The 21,967-nt window shown below is 36.1% G+C and carries 23 protein-coding genes; 4 read left to right on the top strand and 19 right to left on the bottom strand.

Annotation, left to right across the window (positions count from 1 at the left end):
* Nucleotides 1-208: 208 nt before the first annotated feature.
* Complete coding sequence (locus HMJ38_RS02010) at nt 209-772, bottom strand: Crp/Fnr family transcriptional regulator (protein WP_194972692.1); 564 nt, start codon at nt 770-772, stop codon at nt 209-211.
* Nucleotides 773-807: 35 nt separating this feature from the next.
* Nucleotides 808-1,254: a winged helix-turn-helix transcriptional regulator gene (locus HMJ38_RS02005; RefSeq protein ID WP_194972691.1), complete on the bottom strand. Its 447-nt coding sequence runs from the start codon at nt 1,252-1,254 to the stop codon at nt 808-810.
* Between the two features lie 98 nt (nt 1,255-1,352).
* Between HMJ38_RS02005 and HMJ38_RS02000 the strand changes: the two genes are divergently transcribed.
* Entirely contained in the window at nt 1,353-1,958 is a 606-nt protein-coding gene (locus HMJ38_RS02000; RefSeq protein WP_194972690.1) for a carboxymuconolactone decarboxylase family protein, read from the top strand.
* 39 nt (nt 1,959-1,997) lie between these two features.
* Here the strand turns inward: HMJ38_RS02000 and HMJ38_RS01995 are convergent, their stop codons facing one another.
* From HMJ38_RS01995 to HMJ38_RS01915, 17 genes are all read right to left on the bottom strand, one after another.
* Nucleotides 1,998-2,879, bottom strand: coding sequence for an SDR family NAD(P)-dependent oxidoreductase (locus tag HMJ38_RS01995; protein WP_194972689.1), 882 nt, complete (start codon nt 2,877-2,879; stop codon nt 1,998-2,000).
* A gap of 5 nt (nt 2,880-2,884) precedes the next feature.
* Nucleotides 2,885-3,469, bottom strand: coding sequence for an NAD(P)H-dependent oxidoreductase (locus HMJ38_RS01990; RefSeq protein ID WP_194972688.1), 585 nt, complete (start codon nt 3,467-3,469; stop codon nt 2,885-2,887).
* Between the two features lie 31 nt (nt 3,470-3,500).
* On the bottom strand, nt 3,501-4,040 hold the full coding sequence (locus HMJ38_RS01985; RefSeq protein ID WP_194972687.1) for a TetR/AcrR family transcriptional regulator: 540 nt from the start codon (nt 4,038-4,040) through the stop codon (nt 3,501-3,503).
* 205 nt (nt 4,041-4,245) lie between these two features.
* On the bottom strand, nt 4,246-4,692 hold the full coding sequence (locus tag HMJ38_RS01980) for a DUF6194 family protein (protein ID WP_194972686.1): 447 nt from the start codon (nt 4,690-4,692) through the stop codon (nt 4,246-4,248).
* Nucleotides 4,693-4,740: 48 nt separating this feature from the next.
* A complete protein-coding gene (locus HMJ38_RS01975; RefSeq protein ID WP_194972685.1) occupies nt 4,741-5,088 on the bottom strand; it encodes a hypothetical protein in 348 nt (115 codons plus the stop codon).
* Nucleotides 5,089-5,207: 119 nt separating this feature from the next.
* Nucleotides 5,208-6,092, bottom strand: a complete 885-nt coding sequence (locus tag HMJ38_RS01970; protein ID WP_194972684.1) for an alpha/beta hydrolase family protein — start codon at nt 6,090-6,092, stop codon at nt 5,208-5,210.
* 72 nt (nt 6,093-6,164) lie between these two features.
* Nucleotides 6,165-6,719, bottom strand: a complete 555-nt coding sequence (locus HMJ38_RS01965; RefSeq protein WP_194972683.1) for a TetR/AcrR family transcriptional regulator — start codon at nt 6,717-6,719, stop codon at nt 6,165-6,167.
* Nucleotides 6,720-7,067: 348 nt separating this feature from the next.
* On the bottom strand, nt 7,068-7,421 hold the full coding sequence (locus HMJ38_RS01960) for a TfoX/Sxy family protein (protein ID WP_194972682.1): 354 nt from the start codon (nt 7,419-7,421) through the stop codon (nt 7,068-7,070).
* 9 nt (nt 7,422-7,430) lie between these two features.
* A complete protein-coding gene (locus tag HMJ38_RS01955) occupies nt 7,431-7,805 on the bottom strand; it encodes a VOC family protein (RefSeq protein WP_194972681.1) in 375 nt (124 codons plus the stop codon).
* Between the two features lie 85 nt (nt 7,806-7,890).
* Nucleotides 7,891-8,709, bottom strand: coding sequence for a helix-turn-helix domain-containing protein (locus HMJ38_RS01950; protein ID WP_194972680.1), 819 nt, complete (start codon nt 8,707-8,709; stop codon nt 7,891-7,893).
* Between the two features lie 199 nt (nt 8,710-8,908).
* Nucleotides 8,909-9,112: a hypothetical protein gene (locus HMJ38_RS01945; protein ID WP_228779830.1), complete on the bottom strand. Its 204-nt coding sequence runs from the start codon at nt 9,110-9,112 to the stop codon at nt 8,909-8,911.
* Between the two features lie 13 nt (nt 9,113-9,125).
* The gene (locus tag HMJ38_RS01940) at nt 9,126-9,728 is read right to left on the bottom strand and encodes a YdeI/OmpD-associated family protein (protein ID WP_194972679.1); all 603 of its coding nucleotides are present in this window, start codon (nt 9,726-9,728) and stop codon (nt 9,126-9,128) included.
* The gene (locus HMJ38_RS01935; protein WP_194972678.1) at nt 9,721-10,380 is read right to left on the bottom strand and encodes a DUF2461 domain-containing protein; all 660 of its coding nucleotides are present in this window, start codon (nt 10,378-10,380) and stop codon (nt 9,721-9,723) included. Before HMJ38_RS01935 ends, HMJ38_RS01940 begins: the two co-directional genes overlap by 8 nt.
* 17 nt (nt 10,381-10,397) lie before the next feature.
* Entirely contained in the window at nt 10,398-11,594 is a 1,197-nt protein-coding gene (locus HMJ38_RS01930) for a hypothetical protein (protein ID WP_194972677.1), read from the bottom strand.
* Nucleotides 11,595-11,596: 2 nt separating this feature from the next.
* Nucleotides 11,597-14,728 (bottom strand): outer membrane lipoprotein-sorting protein, encoded by a 3,132-nt coding sequence (locus HMJ38_RS01925; protein ID WP_194972676.1) that lies wholly within the window; start codon nt 14,726-14,728, stop codon nt 11,597-11,599.
* Nucleotides 14,729-14,932: 204 nt separating this feature from the next.
* Entirely contained in the window at nt 14,933-15,559 is a 627-nt protein-coding gene (locus HMJ38_RS01920; protein ID WP_194972675.1) for a TetR/AcrR family transcriptional regulator, read from the bottom strand.
* A 193-nt stretch (nt 15,560-15,752) separates the two neighbouring features.
* Nucleotides 15,753-17,861 (bottom strand): sensor histidine kinase, encoded by a 2,109-nt coding sequence (locus HMJ38_RS01915; protein ID WP_228779829.1) that lies wholly within the window; start codon nt 17,859-17,861, stop codon nt 15,753-15,755.
* A gap of 764 nt (nt 17,862-18,625) precedes the next feature.
* Between HMJ38_RS01915 and HMJ38_RS01910 the strand changes: the two genes are divergently transcribed.
* From HMJ38_RS01910 to HMJ38_RS01900, 3 genes are all read left to right on the top strand, one after another.
* Nucleotides 18,626-20,545 carry a beta-N-acetylhexosaminidase gene (locus HMJ38_RS01910; protein ID WP_228779828.1) on the top strand — a complete coding sequence of 640 codons (1,920 nt, stop codon included), beginning with the start codon at nt 18,626-18,628 and terminating at the stop codon, nt 20,543-20,545.
* A gap of 216 nt (nt 20,546-20,761) precedes the next feature.
* On the top strand, nt 20,762-21,040 hold the full coding sequence (locus HMJ38_RS01905; RefSeq protein WP_194972674.1) for a GNAT family N-acetyltransferase: 279 nt from the start codon (nt 20,762-20,764) through the stop codon (nt 21,038-21,040).
* Nucleotides 21,041-21,349: 309 nt separating this feature from the next.
* A complete protein-coding gene (locus HMJ38_RS01900) occupies nt 21,350-21,916 on the top strand; it encodes a Crp/Fnr family transcriptional regulator (protein ID WP_194972673.1) in 567 nt (188 codons plus the stop codon).
* Nucleotides 21,917-21,967: the final 51 nt, after the last annotated feature.

The following is a 21,967-nucleotide window of genomic DNA, read 5'->3' as shown; positions in this document are numbered from 1 at the left end:
TACAAACCCAGCAGAAAAAAACATCCTAGGTTTAGTCGAGATTTCATTTTGTGCCAAAACATCAATTAATGTAAGGGCTGTCACAACTAGAAGTAATAATATCCTTTTCATTTGTATCAATTTTTAAATGTTAAAATATGATACAAAGGTGGGCAAGGGCAGTTCTACTTTTCGTTGACCAAAGTCAATAAATGATCTTGAATAAAAATTACTTACGAGCCCTTATTCGGCTCAATGTCTCTGGTTTGATCCCAAGATAAGAGGCAATCATGTATTGAGGGATTTCTTGAAGAAGCTTGGAGTTTCTGTTTACGAGTTCATAATAGCGCTCTTCAGGACTAGATGAATGGAAGGCATCCAGACGCTTGGCCACCATCAGGTAAAGGTTTTCTGCTATTAGCCTCCCGAGGCGTTCTATAGATCTGTGTTTATTATAAAGCTCATGAAGGTCTTTCTTACTGATTTTGTAAATAGTGGCATCTTGTAACACTTGAATATAATGCTCGGAGGGTCCACCAGTAAGAAAACTGCGGTAATTGGTCACAAAATCTCCTGAAAAAAAGAAAGCAGTGATCTTTTCTTCCCCTTCCACCTCGTGATAAAAACGAAAGACCCCTTCTTCAACAAAAGCAATAAAATCGCATGCACCACCTTCTTCCAAAAGAAAGGATTTTTTGGGATAACTTTCTTTGACGAGGCAGTCAGCATAATCTGCCCATTCCTTATCCGTCAACTTGGTGAGTTTAGAAAAATAAGATCTTAATTGTTGCATATAGTCTTTGTTAAGGATTGGCTTTATGATGTATGTCAGGTCTTATTATTATCGTATCGAAAGCGTGATTGAATCACATAATCCATTTCCTCACTTATCCATTCCGAAATTACCAATAGTTTTTCCAAATATCTCAGCCCAAATGCGGTCAGTTTGTATTCTACTCTCAGCGGAACTTCCGGGAAAACTTGTCTGCTTAAATAGCCATCTTTCTCTAAAGTCCTGAGTCTTTCAGTTAAAACTTTAGCGGATATTCCATGAATTAAACTTTTCAAATCGCCGAACCTCAAGACTTCATGCCCTCCAAGAAATAATACGATCAAAATACTCCATTTATCAGAGGCTACGGACAGCACATCTCTAATAGGGCAAGTCTCAATTGGTACCAAAGAATCATAATTGAAAATTTTTTCCAACTTTTTTTTGACTTCAACTGCTTGATAATCAATTATATTTTCTGTTTGGTTACTTGATTTCTCCATGGAAACGTATTGTTATAGTTACTTTTAGATACTAGGTTTGTAAAAGTAATCATAAAAATATTTAAGACAAACATTCTTAACCCGTAATCTCTAAAATCATGAAGAATTATAAAATGAAATCCCCGTTGGTAGAAATGGCTACCGCAGATGAAGTTCAAAAAAATCTCTTAGACACTGCCAAAAAAGAGAATAAGATGATACCTAACATGTACAAAGCAATGGCCAATTCACCGGCATTACTTGATACCTATATGCACGGCTACAAAAAGTTTAAAACAGACAGGATTTTTTCACCGGCAGAACAGGAAGTAGTATTTTTGACGATCAGTGCAGAGAACCAGTGTACTTATTGCATGGGTGCACATAGTTTATTGGCAGACACAGTAGCTAAAGTTCCGGTGGAGGTGACTGAAGCTATCCGAGACAATACGGAAATACCGCAGGAAAAATTTAAGGTGCTTTCGGAATTTACAAGCGTAATGGTGAATAAAAGAGGTCTCCCTTCAGAAGATGATGTTCAGAAATTTTTGAAGGCAGGCTATTCAGAGCAACATATTTTGAGCATTATCCTGGCGATATCAGTTAAGACCATCAGCAATTACGTCAATCATGTCTTTGAGACAGAATTGGATAGTGTATTCAAAGCACGAAAATGGAAGGGATATAAAGTAACGAGAGATTTTGTGAATTTCTTTAGAAAATAATAACTCCCAAAGTTTACAGTTGTGGGAGTTATTTGTAAATCATAAAGCTGTTGACATTTTCTTATCTAAATCCTGTAGCCATTTCAATGTCAGATCTTTTACTTTTGATTGAATATCTTTGTTGTATGAATATTTAGAGGATTTTATTACTTTCCCTTTATAGTTGAGATAGATGGCTGTCATCTTTTCAAATTGTTCATCAGTTGCAAGATTAATTGCTGATTGGGCTGCTTTTTCAGGAGAACCGCCAACGGTCAATTTCATCAATGGTAAAAACAACTTGAAAGGAAAAGGCATATAGGAGGCATCCATCTTATTTGTCATTGATGTTTTTGCTCCGCCCGGATCTGCTGCAAAAACCTTTATGCCATCTTCCATCCATTCTTCTGCCATTGCATAATTCCACATGAGGTGCATCAATTTACTCATTCCGTAAGCTTCAAAACCATAGAACCTTTTTTTACTCTGCAAGTCATCAAGGTTTACTTTTGAAAACCTGTGCCCCATGGTGGTCAAAAACACAATTCGTGCATCATTACTTTTCATCAACAATGGCTTCAACTGGGTGGAAAGCAATGCGGGCAAGATGTGATTGATGGCAAGATGTGATTCATAACCATCATTCGTCTCTGCTCTCCTACCGTGCAAAGTTCCTGCGTTGTTTATCAGTACGTCTAACTTTTCAAACTTCTGCTTGACCTTATTTGTCAGTTCAAATACAGCGTCTGATTGCGACATATCACATAGGATGTAGTCAATATCTTCACTTTTTGTAGCGATCTTTAATTCATCTACAGCTTTTTTGGCGCTCATTTCATTTCTGCCTGTGATGATTAACCGATGTCCTTTTGACAATAAATCTTTGGCAATGGCATATCCAATGCCGGATGTTGCTCCCGTGATTAAGATATTCTTTTTCATTTTTTTTAGTTGTTTAATACATGATTTAATTGTTTGTTTATAAGATCTAAAAACTTTATCCTTTCTTCAGAAGAAGATTGAGGTACTGAAAGAAGTGACAGTAATTTTGTTTCGATCCCTACAAATTGGAGAACACCTTTTTCAAAACTGTCTTGCGGAGTATTTTCCAATCCAAGTCTTTTGTAGTCCACTGGACTATTGCCGCCTGTCATAATGACAAGTGCTTTTTTCCCTGTGAGTTTCGGCACCACGCCAGTTGATGTATGTTGAAATGCAAAGCCATTCGTCAAAACCCGATCTAAATATCCTTTCAAAATGGCTGGAGGTCCCAACCACCAAATCGGATAAATAAAAATTAGCAAGTCCGCTTCTTGCACGAGCAACTGTTCCTCAGTAACATCATCAAATGAGCCATTACCTGTAAAAACAGATTGAAGTTCTTCACCCGAGAGAATAGGATTGAAGAACTTGTTCAAGTCTCTAATAATGATATCGCTGCCCCTTTCTTCTAAAGTAGATTGTACAGTTTTTAAAATACTCGCATTAAAGCTTAGAGGGTTTGGATGTGCATAAATGATAAGTGAGTTCATATAACACTGTTATTTTTGTGAGAAAATTTTTTTATGGGGTTATTCCTTTGATGAAATTTGACATAATGGAGTTAAGCATTTCAAGGGCTTCTTTTTCACTGACTTTGTCGGAATGTGCGATGTTTACGAAACCGTGTGCAATAGCCCACCAATGGAAAAAAAGAGACTTGTCCAATTTACCTGCAATATTGGTTAGAATATGCCTGATAGGTTCACTCGTATTTTCCAAAATTGCCCTACTTGGCAAAGAACATGGTGCACCATCCATCTGAAACATCAAATCATATAGGGCTTTATTCTTTTTTGAAAAAAGATAATGCTCTATCGTTATGGCAATGAGTTTGTCCTTGTCTGAAGGCAGAGATTTAATAGCATTTAAATAAGCTGATTTTAGTTGTTCAAATCCATTCCGCTGAATTTCAAGCAGAAGGTTCTCTTTACTTTCAAATTCTGAATAAATTTTGATGGTGGAGTAACCTATAGCCTTTGATAGTTCTCTGACTGAGGTATTTTTCCAACCTCTGTCTATTGCCATTTCAAGTGCCTTATCCAAGATTTCTTTTTTATCCATTGCTTTGTTCAATTAATTTCAAATATAACACCGTTATATTTGAATCAAAAAAATTATACGAAATTTTTTGAAAAATTGTATTTTAAGCTGCTAAATAGCGTTTTGGCATGCTTTTTTATCAGTGTTTCTTTTTTTTGACCTTCTCGTGATTGGACAATAAGTTGACTATCGTCTTTGTCTTGATATGTTATTTGAAAAGGATTACTCATTTTTTCTTGGCAAATTTCATCAATACGTTCTGATAAGAAATATCTAAAAGGTTTTTCAATAAATCTGCATTTTGAATATTCGGATTGTTGATGCAAACCCAACCCATCCAAGCATAGATAGGATGTGGCATACACGTTCCTAAAGCTGAGAAATCAAAATCAAGGTTCACGATTTCACCTTTGGCTGGTCGTTTGGGGACATCGCCAAATAATTGTTGATACTGCTTTTTACCCACACCAATACTTAATCGATATATTCCTTCTCTGACTAAATTGGAAGACTTGTCGTGAGGCCCGTCACTCTCTTTTATAGTAGCAAAGTATATCCCTTTTGGCAGAGAACCATCGGGGTTATAAAAAAAACTCCGCTCACGGTAAGCATCCTTCACAGTTACACCTTGATAGTTATCCAATATCCATTTTTCCAATTGATCAACATTCATCCCCTAAAATTATTGGAATTGTTTGATTCATCTTTACTGAATTGAAATCTATTTTCTCCAAAAAGGTAAAACAGGCTCAGATGTTTCGGCAAGTTTCATTGTCGTCTCAAAACTTTGTTGATCCCGCCAATAAACAATATCTGTCCAAACATTATCTTGTGAAACAGTCAACGTCCGTTTTATAAACCCACTTTGCTTTTCTAAAAACTCCTTTTGCATAGCAAGGGCCGATTTTCCAAAGTCTTTTTCCGTTACTCCTTGATTGAGTTTGAAAGTGGTAATTTCCACCATTCCTGTTTTTTTCTCTTTTGTCGTCATTTCTGTTTGATTTTGAGTTGAAGGATTGCAAGCTGTCATTAATACCGATGCAAGTCCGATGAAAATTAATTTATTCATAATGTCCACTTTTTAACGATTGACAGTTAGATACTCAAAATCTTGAAGTGTGACAGTTACTGCGAAATTTTTCGAAAGTGGTATATCGGTTTAGCGATTCATTTATAGATGCCTTAGTGCTATATAAACTCCTCAAGCTTAGCCAATGCCTTGCCCCATAATTTCTCTTTCAATCTTTTTTTGAAGAATCCGAAGTGTCCAACTTCCTTTTCACCTAATTCAGATGGATTAATCTCATAAAAGGTGATTGGCTTTTTACTTTCAACATGTTTCCAATAGCTCTTGGTGTTCTTTTCATTAGAAATAGTGTCGTCCGTAGCCCAAAATGTATGAATAGGGAAATCAAACTTTTTAAAATTACCTTCCGGAACACTTTTTCCATAAAAGGCAGGATCAAAGAAATAATCTTTTTTTGAACACCAATTTCTCCATTCAAGTACTACGTTTTTCGGCAAATCCTCCATTATGCCAAACTGTTTTGCACTCAGATATCCTGTTAACAAAATACTTAGCGGAGTGAAGATATAGAAAAAGTAAAAAAACAATAAACGGTAGCTGAAGGGCATATTTGGTTGGTATCCTGTAGAAACCGCAAAATTTACCATGCCCTTTACATTTGAAAGATTATCCATAAAGCCTATTTGTTGACCACCTACACTGTGTCCAAAAATTAAATATGGAAACTGTGGAAATCTTGAGTTTAGATAATCTTTTATGGTAGGCATATCTTTAAGTCCATAGTCTGAAAAAGTAAAATTGCAGTTTTTAAGATTATCAGGAGCAGAATCACCACTGCCGCGATAATCCCACAAACAACAGATAAAACCTTCTGTGGCTAAAAATTCTAAAAATGGAAGATAGAACTCTTTTTTGGCTGCTGTTCCTCCATTAAACTGAACTACAGCTTTGGCTTTTTCGGGGATCATTAAGATTCCTTTTAAAACCACACCATCTGAGCATATTGCTTGGAAACTTTCTCTTTTGATTTCATTTAAATCTTCCATTTCTATTCTCGTTAAATAATGAATTATTTATAAATACTAAACGTTTGGTATGTAATTTGGTAAAAAAAAGTATTACAATCTATCTTTTACTCTGTTCAAAGCTTTTCTAAGGATTTTAGGATCCTTCTTAAGTTGCATGATTATAATTGAGCCTTCAATGTCTGCTATGATCTCGTAGGTTATTTCAATCATTTCTTTTTCTGAATACTTATCATTGAAAACACTCGATAAGGCATTTTCAAACATCTTAAAAAATTGATTGATCTCTGCTAGAAAAGTATCCTCAACATGGGCTGTTTCTAAAATAGTATTGGCAAAAAAACAACCTCCATTACTTTTGGTGAATGCTTCATAAAGCACATCAACCATATTTTTCAGTCTTTCTTTTTTTGGCAGTGCCTCATCATAGGCAATTGCAAACACCTTTCTATCAAACCAAAATGAAGTGGCTTGTAAAGATTTTTGCATTACCTCCTCCTTGCTCTTGAAATGATGATAGAAAGCCCCTTTTGTTAATCCAGTGGCCTTGGCTAAATCATTCATAGTAGTTCTGTAGTATCCATTAGTTCTGAACACATTAATGCTTTGCTTGATAATTTCTTCCGGTGTGGTTTTGTGTAATGGCATAATACTGAACGTTTAGTATGCTAAATAAAATAATTTATATTAGAATCACAAACTAATGATCTCTAAAATGGCAGTAGTGGCATTAAATTATTGATTATAAAAAGATTAAGTTAGGCAAAGAAGATTTACGCTTAGATTGCCATAAGCATGAACTGAAATTGCAGTAATGAATGAAGATCGGATTTTTGATTTATTTCTTTTTGTCCACTTTTTTGGTTCGGTTTTTATTGAATATCAGTGCCATAGGTAGAAAGTAGAGGGATCGATAAAGCGGTTTGGAATCAAACTAAGCGTCAGTCGAAGTGGTAAACTCCGACTGACGCAAAACCGTTTTGGCCGTTCGATGTTTTACTTCGTCTTTCGTTCCTTTGATGACTTGGCGACTTTGTTATACTCAAGGCATAAGTTTAAGAAAAATTCAAAGTCTTTTCTGTTTTTAAACCCGTCTGGATTTATATAACAGTAGCCTTTGTATTCTTTGCCTTTCATCAGCATTGTCTCATAACCATCTTTTTCCGAAAGTTCTTCATGCCGGCTTGGGTCGAAACGTAACATCAAATTTTCACCGCTAACACAAACACAAGTCTTGCCATTCACCATAAAGTTTAGCACATTGAACATTTCTTTTTCTTCAATGTCTAAGCCTGGTATTTCAGCAAGATATTCCCTAACGCTGTTTGCAAGATTTGTGTCGTAAGTCATAATTGAAAATTATTTCCTTGAATGAAGTCCTACTGTATTGCCTTCTGTGTCAATAAAAATTGAGACGAAGCCAAATTCTCCAATATTCATTTTTGGTTGTACCACTTTTCCACCTGCTGCTTCAATTCTTTGTTCTTCTGCAACGCAATCTTCGGTTTCAAAATAGATAATCGTGTTGTTACTACTTGGAACAAAATCGGTTTTCTCCACCAATGCACCTGATATGTCGTGGCTTTCAGGGCTAAAAGGAAAAAATGATTGCTTGCCCCATTCAATGGGAGCGTCAGTTAGCGTTACATTGAAAACCGTTTCGTAGAATTTTTTTGCTCGGTCTAAGTTTGCTACATGGAGGTCAAACCAACCAACTGGATTTAAATTTACCATCTTTATATGAATTTTAAGTTTTTGCACTATTGCAATGCAAAGTAAGAATCCAAAGAATCGGCAAAATTGTAAAAATGGGACAAGGCTATTTTTTGTCAAAAATCAAAGACATCTTTAAGTCGTCTCCGAAAAACTCCTTTGGTGTCAATCCTGTAAATTCCTTGAATTCTTTTATAAAATGGGCTTGGTCAAAATATTCGTTTTCATAAGCCAAGTCAGTTAGGCTTGAAATCTCTTCATTAAGCAATATCTTCAAGGTTGTCTGAATTCTAATTGTTTTTGCTAGTTGTTTTGGACTTAAACCGATGACTGAAGAAAATTTCCTAGCCAATTGTCTTCGGTTAATATTATTGCTCTTTGAAAATTCATTTACAGAAAACTGTCCATTTCCGTTGAAGATTGTTTCAACTGTTGATTTTACGATATTGTCAATTGTTCTTTTATCGGCTAATTCTTTGAAAAGAAAGGTCTCGATAATTTGAATTCTTTCAGATGTAGAGTTTGCATTTAAGATTTGTTCGCCAAGTTTTATACCGTCTTCTCCAAATAATATGTCCAATGGCACCGCAGTGTTTTCCATTTCTTTGATTGGAATAGGCGTAAACGGTAAAAATCCATTTGGCTTGAATTGCACAACAAAACTACCTGTTACTCCTACGGGTTCAATCACATAGGGCTTTGTCAATTGACCGATCAAAAAGCATTTCGGTAGAACTGTTATCTCACCATTTTGTGAATGATGTTTGTAAGTGTCGCCATAATGAAAAATCAATTTCATTGTTCCGTCTGGTACGATGGTGTTTTTGAGCGGTATGTTTTCCTTTTCACCATCTAATGTCCAATACCGTTTGACAAACTCTCTCAGTTCGATATTTGGCTCATATGTTTTCGGATTTAACTCCATTGTCAATTTTTGTATGATGTCTTCTTACAATGACGGCCACTTGTTTAAATGCAAATGTTTGTTGCACTAATCTGTACAAATTCAAGACATTAGCTTATTGAAGCCTCGCTTATTTCGAATCCAAATCTAAAATGAAATAAGTATAAATTGAATAAATTTACCAATTGTTAGTTAGCTGCTGCCCTTTCTTTACATTTTACTATCGATTTTGTCTTTTTTCTATTTTGATGGAGTCTTCATAATATATGCTTCCTTCTCCTAGGTCTTTCATTAATATAGTGTGATTACAGACCTTGGCTCCCCTATCCCATTCTTTGGTAACGATGGTGTGGTTTTGGTCATCGATTTTCTCGATAAATAAATAGTGTATTCCAGCAAAAGGAATAAATCCGAATACCCGCATTCATTTCTATTTATCAACTCCCTTTTAATTTCTCACCCCTTGAAGCAAGGATTGCAATTTGTCCAATTCTTGAGACTCTGGTTTTCTTGGTTTTTACCAATTTGATGTACCGCAATACAAACCTTTTACTTGAATCATTAATGGCATTGAAAAATTCAGTGGCTCCTTCATATTTCTTCAATGCTTTTTGCAGGTCTTCGGGAACAACCAAATTGTCTACATCGTCCATAAAATCCCACAAGCCAGCCTGTTTAGAAAGCTCAATGGATCGAAAACCGGCTTCCTGCATTTTCCCTTCTTCAATTAATTTAGCTGCTCGGTCCTTGTAAGTCTTTGCCCAATGCTCCACCTTCCGTGGTGAGATCATTTGCATTGTTCGATTGTCATCCAGCTTTCTTATTATACCATCTATCCAACCAAAACATAACAACTCGTCAAGAACCTCAGTAGTGGAAAGGTATTTATCCGGAACCGTTTTCTTAAAGGCGACCAGCCATACGCTTTCTTTTTGGCCATGGTGCTGTTCCAGCCAGGCTCTCAGTTCCTGACTGGAAGACACTTTGACTTTTCGGAAGTTTTCTGTTTTTACTACAACTACATCAGGAAACCTAAACACCAATAGCTCGATCCATAAACTTCATAAATGGTAAAGCTGTTTGGTAACCAGATAAAATATTTTTATGTAACTCATTACTAATCAGCGTCTCATTGGGAATCGAAGTGGTCAAAAGAAACTCTTTTTTTAATAAGAAAATCAAATGTGGATGATCGGCATCAAAACCCTGAGGAGGTCTTTTGAGCACATCACCTTCGAGATCACCAAAAGTGGCTTTGATTGCCGAGTCTTCTAAGATTTGATTAAGTTCTTCACCATTCAAATCAATATATTGCCTTATTTTTTTTAGCAAACCACTATCAGGTGATTTTATTCCGCAACCCATGAGACTATTTCCATTTTGGATTCTGATGTAAAAAGGTGTAGTATTTTTATGAGGATCTCGAAATATCATTGAAGTGATGTAATCATTGTAAGGACTTTTATCATTTGAAAACCGAATATCTCTGTTAATCCTGCCAATATACTTTTTGGGTTCATCAAAAATGATATTTTCTTTAGCGGTGATTTCATGTAGCACCGATCCAATGAATTCAATGAAGTTTTCCTTTGCCTGATCCCATTTACTTTTATTAGCCTGAAACCATTCTTTATGATTGTTTTGGCTGAGGTTTTCAAGGAATTCAAGTGTTGAAATTTTAATAGTTTTCATTTTATAAAGATTTTATTTTAGAGAAATTTTGAAATGCGCATTTGAAGCAAGTCATCTTGCCGGAAATTGTACAGGATTTCCTCATTAGATACATTATTCAGGGCTGAGATTAGAAGGTCGGCTTTCCAGTTACCTTTAAATCTCCTTGACCCTTCAAATCTGAAAAGCGTAGTGGTTCTGTTTAGGTCGACAATCGAACCGAAAAGAAAAGTAGTACCTCTGATATCATTCAAGCTTATTCTACTGCCGATAAAAAGATCATTGTCAAGACCGGAAAATGTAAGTACTCCCCTACTATCGTATAGATACTCACTGACGATTCCGATATCCACACCTGAATTGGCAACATTACCCAATGTATATTCAAAGCCAGTAGCAAGCGCAAAGAATTCTTGCCTTTCAGTTTTCCTGTTAATTGCTTCTAATTTAAGAATCAATGCCCCGACAGTATATTGGGCATCAAAACCTATTTGATGAATAATAGGATAAGATAAATCCAAACCTAATGATGGATCAAAACCTAGGAACATCGGCTCTCTAGCTACCCCATAGAAATAGGAAAGTCCTAAATCCAACTTATTGAATGTTTCATACCATCTGCCCGCTAATGAAGGATGCCATTCTTCCAAAGAAGTCGTGAATGGAATTTCTTCCCTCTGGAGAACTTCTGGAAACCTATACCGCCCATTTTGCCCGGGAAATTGTCTTCTCCGTGCAATGGGCAGATAATAGAATTCAAAGGATCCGATAAAGGAACTTAGGGTGAATTGTACCATGGGTTGTCCCAATTTCTCTGAACCGTCAAATGCTTCTACTTGGTCAGCTTGATTAATCACGTCGACCAAATGCGCGGATTCCGTTACTCCCCAAAAAATTTTCTTGGCACCAACAGAAACAGCCCACTTATCCCGATTGTAACGATAATAAGCCTCTCTGATATCAAAATGGGATCTTTTGGCATCATTCAAACTACCTCTCAGAAAAACTTCAAAAACGAATTGATGTTTTTTGGATTTACTGATGGTGCTGAACTTTGGCTTAATAGCTCCGGAAGTGAAGTGATTCAGTTGGTATGGGAAAGCCCCTTCATTTGGAAAATATTGGTGCTCAACTTCAAATTCCAGAAGAAATTCTGATTCCCATTTGATCGAATCATTTTGAGAAAAGGCCGATACTGACCACGTCAGGCCTAAACAAAGAATAAGTAATCTCATACTTAATTTTTTAGGCTTTCTTCAGTAAGATCTGATGCTTTCAATCCTGTTTTAAACCTATAATTGCTGAATATCAAGTCAGTTTTTTTTCCATTTTGGAGGTTGACCATACTCAATTTGTCTGCTTTCCAATATTTGTCAAGATAAAGTCTGTAGCCTTCAAAATTCAGTGTCTTTAATGGCGAACCCTTTCTATCAAAATATTCAACCTTTTCAACCCGGTAATTTTTTTCAAGATTATAGTAGGTTATTTTCTTGGAGTATCCACTTTTTGGATCCTTAGGATTCAGTTCAACCAATGCCACCTTATTTCCATTGAGTATTTCTTCTTTTATAAATTTGAAATCGAATTTCTCTACTTCAAAAGAAGTGAGGTCCTCAAAAGCAAACTCACTTCCCATAAATGGCCCTGACTTGTTGGAAGATGCCAGTCTTTTGACACGGGCAACAGCGGGCAAATAAATCCACTGATCATCATCTGTGGTTCTGTGGGTATAAGTCAGTGTTTTTGTTCCGTTTACATCTTTTGGGCTATTGAAACTGATTAAAGATTTTTCACCATCCCCTTCTACTTCCAAGGTTTTGTTAGTAAGCAAATTGGTGGTGGTTTGACCGTTTCTGTTGATCAGTTCCATTTTGGTTTCCACTTCATAACTTGTAAATCCCCTATCAGCATTTTTGGCTTTCTGTGCTATTTCTAAGCCTTTGTTTTGTGCGTTTGCACCCAATGAACCAAACAGGATTGTGAATAAGACCAAGGTTTTAATGACGGTTTGCGTTTTCATAATTGTTATTTTGTTCTTTTTTAAGTTTATGTTTTCAATGATTATCAGAAGAATGGGAAGTAAGGTTAAACAAACCAATACCGATGCAATGAGAATGAATATTGTAATTAATGCGAGTGAAGAGTTGATCAAAAAGGCTGATTGAGTAAGTACAAAAAAACCAACACAAAGAATGACCGTGGTAGCTATAATTGCAGTACCCACTTTATCAAAAGCGTAAATGATGGCTTGCTTTCCAGACAACAGCTTTTCATCACGAGCCCTTAGATATTTGGAGATGAAATGAATGGTATTGTCTACAATAATGCCTAGGGTCATCCCAAATACTGCAGTCATTCCCAAGTTCACATATCCCAACACAAAATACCAGATCCCAAAACCCAATAGCGCGGGAACAACATTTGATATCATGCTCAATGCGCCGTATTTAACGCTTCTGAAGGTGATCATCAGAATGAGTGTGATCACAAGTGCAGAGATGATGGCACCTTTGATCAAGCCGTTTACTTGCCGTTCGCCTATATGAGCGAACATCAGTGTCAGGGAGGCTCCATCAGCAACCATGCTCTCAGTCCCATTTTTTTTAAGCCAGCCCTTCAACCGATCTGAAAAATCAATCATTTGGCGGGAAGGAATTTCTTTTAAAGTGACTGTAAATCTTGTTTCAGATTTGGCATTATTCACCTGATTGTTCAAATCCAAGCCGTAAGGAAGCGAAAGTTCGTAGAGCAATAAATATTGAGCTGCTTCTTCCTGACTTTCTGGAATACGATAATATTCAGGATCATCATCATGCATGGCTTTATTTACCCGCTTTGCTACATCGGTAAAAGAATTCACATGAATTACCTCAGGTTGGGAAGCCACGTAATTTGTAAATTCTTCTAATTTTTGCAAGTAGATGGGATCATTGATACCTCCATCTCTCTCGGAAGGGATTGAAAATTCTAAATTGTAAATGCCTGTGAGATTGGCATTGATGAAATCCGTATCTTTCCTAAAATCAATTGTTTCATTAAAGTATTTTATGAACTCATCATTGAGCTGATTCTTTGTGGTGAAATACCCACCTAAAAGGGTCATAATTATTGAACTGTACAGAATGGGATTTTTGTACCTAAATAAAAAATCAACATACCTTGCAGAAGTAAAACCCAGTTTGGACTCTTTGGTAGATACTGCTTGGACTTTTATGGGAAATACAGCCAATAGAGCAGGAAGGGTGATGAGTGAAAAAAAGTACGCGAATGCCATACCTATCGCTGAAATATTTCCGAAGTCCGCATAGGGTGGAACATCTCCTGTATTCAAAGAAAGAAATCCAATGATTGTAGTCAGGGTGGTGATACTTACTGGAATAAAGTTGATCCTAAGGCTTTCAACAATCGCATCTTCTTTTCCCCAACCTTCCCTCAGCAATTTGAGAAATGAAATCGTGATATGGATGCAATCTGCAATGGCTAAGGTACTGATCACAATAGGGGCGTTGGAAGAAGCCGAAGTAAGATCAATGCCCAAAAGTGCCGCGGTCCCCAAGGCTGATGCTATAGAAAAAATGATAACAACAAAAGAGCTGACCGTACTTCCTATTGACCTTGTAGAAATAAAGATCATGATTAGAAAAATCACAAATACCAAAGGAACCAACAGTTGGCCATCCTTTTGGGCGGTTTCTGCAAAAGCATTTTCCAACATAATATTCCCGGACAAAAAGACCTCCATATTTGGGTTTCGTGCTATCCATTCGGAAGTCATGTTTCTTATAAATGCTACTACTTCAGGTGTTGCATCATTGTCATTTGGCAGTTTACATGAAATATTGATTCCTGTAACGGAACCGTCTTCGTTAATCAGACGATTCAAGAGTAAGGGCTCTTTTAAAGCCACTTCTCTTATTTGTACCAATTCGTCTTTGGTCAACATGCTTGTTTCTTCAACAAGATCTGTAACCAACAGGTCATCGCCATCAGCTCTTGTATATTGAAAATTGGTAATGGCATCTACCCGGAATGAGAATGGAGTTTGCCATGCATTTTCCACCAATTGCTTGACTGCCTCAAGAGATTTTGAGGTAAACAACTCATTATTCTTTTCCTTGATGACAATCAGGATATTGTCATCATCAGAATAGATTTGTTCTATTTTTTCATAAGCGACAAGTTGGGGGTTATCCTCACTAAAAAATACTTTTGAATCTGCGTTAAACCGCAATTTTTCAAACCCTGTTGCTGCAATCCCGACAATTGCAATGGAAAATAAAATAAACCACCATTTTCTCTTGATAAGTATTTTTCCATAGCGGGTAATCCATTGATCATTGTTCAATAAAGTGTTACTTCTTGCATTCATTTGTTTTTATAAATTAAGGTCATAAAATGACTAGTAGTCATAAATATTCCAAAAAAAAGAGAAAGTCAGCCAAGGATTATTCTCAGTGATTTAAGCTTACTCTCTGTTTTTAGTTGGTTAACAGTTATAAATAATGACTGTTAGTCATATTATGAATAATAGTTCAATCAGAACAAATGTAGAATTAAAAAGTTTGGGTTTTTGCTATTTTTTTTTGACTCCTTGAAAAAATAATTCCAAAAATGAATCAAGTATCTGATTTTCAGTGATATTTAATTTGCTCTCAATGAGTGCCCCGCGAACTTTTAGCATCTGTAAAATCCCTACTGTTGTGCCCCAAAGAATCATGGTGAAATGTAAGGGATCAAGATTTTCATTTAATTCACCTTTTTCTTTGGCTTCAAAGGCGATCTTGGAAACAAGTTCAGTAATGGCATTGCTGGAGCCATACATTTCATCCGTTTCCTCCAAAGTGTGATTGGCTTCATAGAGGGAAACTAAATCATAATAAAGGGTATTCTTGCGATAAAATTTATAGTTGGCTATGATGATTTCCCTGAGTTTATCTATCGGATTTAAGTCCATTTTATCAATTTTGACAAACTCTTTAAGCAATAATTTTCTGGCTTTTACGGTAAGGTTCCCTAAGATTTCCTCTTTGCTTTTAAAGTAGAGATAGATGGTACCTTTTGCCAAGGAAGTGTCCTCAGCAATTTGATCCACATTTAATCCGTGCAGACCATTTTTTTTCATGATATTTTCAGCAGCCTTCAGAATATCATTCTTCCTATTTTCCTTTTCTCTTTCTTTTCTTTCCGAGGTTCTTTTCATAAAGGTTAATTTCTGCTATAAACAATGGTAAAGGTAAGGCTAAATTCCAGTTTTTGTAAAAAAGTGTCGAACAGCTATCAGTCAGATAATTTGAATTTCTAAAAGACATTCACTTAGCGTGTTTTATCGTTTACCTTTTTCATAATGCACTATGGAATTGATAACTAAATTATGATCTGCTAAAATTTAATCATTAGATAGGTAAAATAATTATAAAATCAGTACCTATTCCCCCAACAAATTCCTGAACTCCTGAATGCATTGAGGTCATTGCTATTGGGCTTTCAACCTTAATCTCTCCTCCATGTGCTTTTATAATATCATAACTCAGACTTAATCCCAATCCCGTTCCTTTTCCAGTGGGCTTGGTAGTAAAAAAAGGCTGGAAGATTTTATCTTTAATTTTATCAGAAATTCCAGAACCATTATCTTTAATTGACAACTCGATCTTGTGTGGAAAGCTTTTGGTGGCTACGATTACCTTGGGTTTATAACTTGAAACCAAATCCACTTGGGTCTTGGGGTTGAAATCCGGATTATGACAAGCGTAAAATGCGTTATTTAAAATATTCATCAAAACCTTCCCTATTTCTGAACGGACAACGCTTATTTTTGGAAGATTTTGATCTAATTCAGTGATCAAAACAATCTCAATGTCTTTGTTTTTTGACTTATAACTTTGATAGGCAAGATTTAAAAATTCTTTGGTCAATTCATTGAGATTCGTAAATTCCTTTTCTCCAGAACCCGACCTGCTGTGTTCCAACATTCCCTTTACTATCAAATCAGCACGCATGCCATGGTGTTTGATTTTCCCTAAATTCACTTTGACATCACCTAGTAATTCATTGACTAAATCCTCATCTCTCAGGTTCTGGTTCTTCGTTCTTTCTACCTCAATCTCTTGTATCATTTCAGCACTTACCTCACTAAAGTTATTTACAAAATTCAACGGATTCTGGATCTCATGGGCAATACCTGCGGTGAGTTCTCCAAGAGAGGCCATCTTTTCTGATTGAATGAGTTGGGCTTGGGTGGACTTGAGCTCAAAAAGTGATTTTTCTAATTCATTGGTTCGTTCCTTGACCAAAAATGACAAATTCTTTAATAAATCAATGTTTTGCCTTGCAATATAGAATGTCGTAAATACTGGTATTGCAACATAAACTGAAATAATTACGAGACTAAACAATTTGTTTTCATCGAGAAAACTATTTAAATCAAAACTCAAATAGCTCCCAAGAATTTGAATAGTCGAACCAAAAAAAACAATACCAATAGGCGTAACATAAGTAATTGCAACAATCCATCGATATTTAATTTTCAGCTTAAAAGCCTTACCGATAATTTGTATTAACCATCCAAGTGAAATAGCCATTATTCCAAAAAACAAAACCCAATATCCCCAGAAGGTTGTACCCAAAAAAAGGACAGCTCCAATAATTGCTATAAGTACAATTGCGATCAAGAAATTGAATTTCTTATTACTCAATGGAAAAGGCAATCCAAGCATGGATGAAGCCAACCAAGGGAAAAACATAAAAAGCAAGAGAAACAAAGGGTTGAACAATAGGGTGTCAATCAATAAACTTTTGACCGAGTACCCAAAGATATAGGGATGTGAAGAAAATAAATGGATTAATAAAAAGAGAGAAACAAAGAAGATACCCCTGTTCAGGCTGTTTCCTGTATACCACCAGCTAAATGCCTGAATGGCAATTACCAATAAAAGTAACCCTGCCCCAAAAAATACCCGAAGGTATGATTGATTGATTTCCTCGTACCAGTTAGGTGCAAAATCTGTTGATTTCAAAACCACATTTGGACCATATTCCTTGAAAGTACCGGGAAACATATCCGTGATTTTGATGGTCTGATGTGCCGACCAGCGTATTGCCAACACAATTTTATCTTTTTTTTCTAGAATGGGAAACATGACAAAAGGTGGCTCATTTGGATAAAAAACGGGTGTTATCTCTGCCTTCTTATCAGTAGTAGGTTGGCCAAATGCAACCAGCAATTTGCCATCTAGATATATTTCCCCAGGAGAAACGGAGTAATAGTAGATCCACCATGGGAGGTTATAAAAAGAAGAGTCCGTGAAGATTGTCAGCCGAAGCCATACAAATTGATCCCAATCCATGGTATAAGAAAGAGAGTCCATAAAACCGGCTACATTCGTACTTGGCCATCCAGAATCATTAAAATCCGGCTGTGCAAACTCAGGTTTGTCTTCAATGGAAAATTTCCAATTCTTAACATGGAATATATTGATTGGAAGCCCTTTCTCATGCCTTGACAAAATCAATGAATCTTTCAGAGCAAACGAATTTGAGTCTGTGTCTTGAGCCGACAAAAAGTGAATACTTAAAGCATTAACTACCAAATAAAAGATAACAACAACATTAAATTTAAGCATAGTACATGTAAAATAGAAAAGGATTATCAATCAATTATATTTTTAATTCCTTATCATTTAATTACCCATTGGAAGATCTAGAGATAGCTGTGAGGAGTCGTTATTGCTAGTTATTCAAAATGAAAGTCCATAATGATAAGACCAAAGAACATTTTGAAGAATTTGGAAATGAATCAAATTACCCCGAATCATTTCAAAATACGGACAAAACACTTAAAACGTAAACTTTGGAAAATTAGTAGAAAAATACAAAAATTAATTACTGCATCGATTCCACCCAAGGGGATCTAAATTGGTTTCATATGGCTGAGATTCTGCAAGGATCCTTGAAAAATCTGAAGGGTGGCAAACCTGAAAGTTGAAAATGTTGGCAGTCAATCAAATTAAGCCCCTAGCAAATCAAGCAGGTTATTTTGGAATTGAACGGACATTTTGTTTTATCACTTAAAGGTCGATTTTCATCGATCATCCTTTTTTAATGATATTCAGAAATATTTCACTTGTTGCCTGAATTGCCTAAAAGTAACTTTCAATTAAACTGTGGCTCAATGAGGATGTTTGGATCAGATGCTCCCAAAAATTACAGTTAATTTTCTTTCAATAATTAAATAAATCCTATTTATCCAACACTCCAATTTATAACCTGCATGTATTTTCCAAAATTTATTAGAAAAAAAATGGGTGGCATGTTCCTCTCCCAATTATTAATGGTTCTTTTCATCTATTCTTCAATGGCACAGGGCATTATTCCCAAGCCTATGAATGTGATTGAAGGGATAGGAGAATTCAATTTAAATGCAGGCATACCCATTTTAGCCAAAAGCCAAGACAGCCGAAAATCAGCAGAGTTGTTCAATGATTTTTTAGAGAAAAGGCATGGATTCAGACTTTTCATTACACAGATCCCACAATCCGGACCACATATTATATTGACTTCGGTACGGGGTGATAATCCTGAAGGATATCTTTTGGATATACATTTTGATAAAATTGAAATTAAAGGAGGGGAAGCGGGTATTTTCTATGGGTTACAATCCACCTTGCAATTAATAGAAGTAAAAGATGGTGGGTTGACGATACCGGCCATGAGGATTGAAGATAAGCCCGAATTTGATTACAGGGGTTTGATGTTGGATGTGGCAAGGCACTATTTTCCTGTGGATCAGATCAAAAAAATCATTGATTTGATGGCTCACTATAAACTTAACCGTCTCCATTGGCACCTGACTGAAGATCAGGGTTGGAGATTGGAAATCAAAAAATATCCCAAGTTGACCGAAATCTCTGCTTGGAGGGATTCCACCATCATCGGTAAACAGTATGACAGGGAACTTTTGATTTATGACGGTAAACCTCATGGGGGATTCTATACCCAGGATGAGGCCCGAGAAATCGTACGTTACGCCGCAGAAAGGCAAATTATTGTAATTCCTGAAATAGAACTCCCCGGACATAGCTCAGCCGTATTGGCAGCATATCCAGAACTTGGAAGTTTCCCTTTGGTCAATGGGGTTCCTCAAGCAGGAACAATTTCGGGGACCAATGAAAAAGGTGAACCTTTAGACAATGATTTGAGTATTTCAGTTCCTGGTTTTTGGGGCGTACAATATAATATTTTTGGTCCTACGGACGCTGCTTTCACTTTTCTGGAGGATGTATTGACAGAAGTGATGGACATATTTCCAAGTAAGTACATTCACATTGGAGGTGATGAGGTCCCCAAAGACCACTGGAAAACCTCCGAAATAGCCCAAAAAGTGATCAAGAAGGAAAAATTAAAGGATGAACATGAACTGCAAAGTTATTTTATCAGAAGAATTGAAAAGTTCCTTAACAAAAACGGAAGAAACCTGATCGGATGGGATGAAATACTTGAAGGTGGGTTGGCCCCAAATGCAACAGTGATGAGCTGGAGGGGTGAAGACGGGGGAATTGCAGCCGCCAAAATGGGCCATGATGTAATCATGTCTCCAAATACCCATATGTATTTTGACCATTACTATGCCGAAGATCAAACCACTGAACCCTTGGCTATTCATGGATTTCTGCCCTTGGAAAAGGTATATGGCTATTCTCCTAGACCAACAGCCTTAAGTATTGAAGAACAAAAATTCATTTTGGGTGTTCAAGGGAATCTTTGGACAGAATATATCTCTACCAACAACAAGTTGGAATATTTCATTTTTCCAAGGATGCTTGCTTTATCAGAAGTAGCTTGGACCCCGGGGAACAAAAAAGACTATGGTGAATTCAGCAAAAAAAGGTTGCCAAAACGATTGGCAGAACTGGAAAAATCAAACGTTTTCTTTAGAATTCCGGAAGCAGAAGTCACCATCAGCAGGGACATGGCAACTGGCAGACATCGAATCAGCATAGAATCGCTCGTAGATAAAAGTCAAGTGTATTATACGGTGGACAGTTACAAAGCAGATCCTACCGGAATGTTATACACCAGTCCATTTTTGGCTCCGGTAACAAGAAAAGAACATGGTCCTCTTACACTACGGTACATCATAGTGACTCCACAGGGCAGAATCAGTAATGAGTTCAGCCAAACCATTAAATGAGGGTTTAAATACTAATGTCAATTTGAGAGTTGGTGGCCATCCAAACAATCAGCCTAAAAGAATTGATTGTATGACATTTATTAAACAATCAACAAGGTTATTTTTTAGACTGGTTCCTCAAATATAGATATAAAATTATACTTGCTTTTCAGAGCTATGATCTCCCCTATCAAAAAATCTAATAAATCAAATTTCAATTAATCCTATTACTTATAAATGGAAATCTTAAGAAAAGATAATGGAAACAAAGGTGAATTCTACATTCTTGAAAATAAAATTCAAGAGGCAATGATGTCCTATATATGGGTTGGTAGGGATAAAATTATTATTGACCATACAGAAGTCAATGAACCATTAAAAGGTAAAAATGCTGGCAAACAAATGGTTTTAAAAGCTGTAGAATTTGCTAGAGAAAAAGGAATAAAAATTATCCCATTGTGCCCATTCGCCAAGAGCATTTTTAAAAAAAATCCGGATATCAGAGATGTTTTGTAACCTATTTCATTGAAAAAGAATTCATTGATGAAAATTTCATGAGACTTCAAAATAGAAATGAATGATACCACTCCCCAGATACTAGTCCAATGTGATTCAATCCAATGATTTTATCAAAGCCAACCTTTTTATCTATTTGAGCAAGAACATTTAGCGCGTACAACTCCATAGCCTTGAATCCTTGTTCAGTTGTAATTTCATTTCCCAATCTACCCTGATAGAAATAGTCTTTTTTAGGTATAATACTACCAAAACTCCCCAACATTAAATTTCAAACAATTTAATTTAAAAATTAATTTAATTTTAAAAATGTCATTGCTCAAAAACTCATTAAAATCCCTCGTCAATTTTGATCCCGAAACTTTGGATCTAATAGTTTCTAAATTCTCCAAGGTACAACTAGCGAAAAGTTCTGTTTTCGCCAAAAAGGGGGAATTTTCAAAACAGATAGGTTTTGTAGAATCTGGTGTGTTAAGGGCTTATTTTTCGATGAACAATGGGGAACAATACAACAAAACTTTTTTCACTCACGGATCTTTTGTGGGCGCTTACTCTTCTCTGGTAACAGGTCAAAGTAATTTAATAGATATTGACTGTTTGACAGATTGTACGGTTTGGATTGCCTCCTTTGAAAGCATTCAAAGCCTATATGATCAATATCCTCTTGTTGAGCGGTTGGCCCGAATCCTGGCAGAGCGTTTTTTTGTGAATAAAGAAAAAAGGGAAATCGAACTCGCCACACTTGAAGCTAAAGAGCGCTATACCATTTTTCAAAAAGAACATCCGGATTTAGAACAGCTTATTCCCCAATATCAAATCGCCTCCTATCTTGGGGTAACCCCGACTCAGCTGAGTCGGATTAGAAGCCAAAAATAATTTTCCTTTCCTATTATTCCTTTACATATGTAAATGGAAACCTTCCATTAA

Source organism: Aquiflexum lacus (genome assembly GCF_015476655.1).
Taxonomy (GTDB): domain Bacteria; phylum Bacteroidota; class Bacteroidia; order Cytophagales; family Cyclobacteriaceae; genus Aquiflexum; species Aquiflexum lacus.
Note: the sequence above shows the minus strand (reverse complement) of the source record. Positions and strands in the feature narration are given on the sequence as shown.

What these genes read in the sequence shown, in the direction of transcription:
- HMJ38_RS02010 (WP_194972692.1), bottom strand. Translation starts at nt 772, where the DNA reads ATGCAACAATTAAGATCTTATTTTTCTAAACTCACCAAGTTGACGGAT.
- HMJ38_RS02005 (WP_194972691.1), bottom strand. Translation starts at nt 1,254, where the DNA reads ATGGAGAAATCAAGTAACCAAACAGAAAATATAATTGATTATCAAGCA.
- HMJ38_RS02000 (WP_194972690.1), top strand. Translation starts at nt 1,353, where the DNA reads ATGAAGAATTATAAAATGAAATCCCCGTTGGTAGAAATGGCTACCGCA.
- HMJ38_RS01995 (WP_194972689.1), bottom strand. Translation starts at nt 2,879, where the DNA reads ATGAAAAAGAATATCTTAATCACGGGAGCAACATCCGGCATTGGATAT.
- HMJ38_RS01990 (WP_194972688.1), bottom strand. Translation starts at nt 3,469, where the DNA reads ATGAACTCACTTATCATTTATGCACATCCAAACCCTCTAAGCTTTAAT.
- HMJ38_RS01985 (WP_194972687.1), bottom strand. Translation starts at nt 4,040, where the DNA reads ATGGATAAAAAAGAAATCTTGGATAAGGCACTTGAAATGGCAATAGAC.
- HMJ38_RS01980 (WP_194972686.1), bottom strand. Translation starts at nt 4,692, where the DNA reads ATGAATGTTGATCAATTGGAAAAATGGATATTGGATAACTATCAAGGT.
- HMJ38_RS01975 (WP_194972685.1), bottom strand. Translation starts at nt 5,088, where the DNA reads ATGAATAAATTAATTTTCATCGGACTTGCATCGGTATTAATGACAGCT.
- HMJ38_RS01970 (WP_194972684.1), bottom strand. Translation starts at nt 6,092, where the DNA reads ATGGAAGATTTAAATGAAATCAAAAGAGAAAGTTTCCAAGCAATATGC.
- HMJ38_RS01965 (WP_194972683.1), bottom strand. Translation starts at nt 6,719, where the DNA reads ATGCCATTACACAAAACCACACCGGAAGAAATTATCAAGCAAAGCATT.
- HMJ38_RS01960 (WP_194972682.1), bottom strand. Translation starts at nt 7,421, where the DNA reads ATGACTTACGACACAAATCTTGCAAACAGCGTTAGGGAATATCTTGCT.
- HMJ38_RS01955 (WP_194972681.1), bottom strand. Translation starts at nt 7,805, where the DNA reads ATGGTAAATTTAAATCCAGTTGGTTGGTTTGACCTCCATGTAGCAAAC.
- HMJ38_RS01950 (WP_194972680.1), bottom strand. Translation starts at nt 8,709, where the DNA reads ATGGAGTTAAATCCGAAAACATATGAGCCAAATATCGAACTGAGAGAG.
- HMJ38_RS01945 (WP_228779830.1), bottom strand. Translation starts at nt 9,112, where the DNA reads ATGCGGGTATTCGGATTTATTCCTTTTGCTGGAATACACTATTTATTT.
- HMJ38_RS01935 (WP_194972678.1), bottom strand. Translation starts at nt 10,380, where the DNA reads ATGAAAACTATTAAAATTTCAACACTTGAATTCCTTGAAAACCTCAGC.
- HMJ38_RS01930 (WP_194972677.1), bottom strand. Translation starts at nt 11,594, where the DNA reads ATGAGATTACTTATTCTTTGTTTAGGCCTGACGTGGTCAGTATCGGCC.
- HMJ38_RS01925 (WP_194972676.1), bottom strand. Translation starts at nt 14,728, where the DNA reads ATGAATGCAAGAAGTAACACTTTATTGAACAATGATCAATGGATTACC.
- HMJ38_RS01920 (WP_194972675.1), bottom strand. Translation starts at nt 15,559, where the DNA reads ATGAAAAGAACCTCGGAAAGAAAAGAAAGAGAAAAGGAAAATAGGAAG.
- HMJ38_RS01910 (WP_228779828.1), top strand. Translation starts at nt 18,626, where the DNA reads ATGTATTTTCCAAAATTTATTAGAAAAAAAATGGGTGGCATGTTCCTC.
- HMJ38_RS01905 (WP_194972674.1), top strand. Translation starts at nt 20,762, where the DNA reads ATGGAAATCTTAAGAAAAGATAATGGAAACAAAGGTGAATTCTACATT.
- HMJ38_RS01900 (WP_194972673.1), top strand. Translation starts at nt 21,350, where the DNA reads ATGTCATTGCTCAAAAACTCATTAAAATCCCTCGTCAATTTTGATCCC.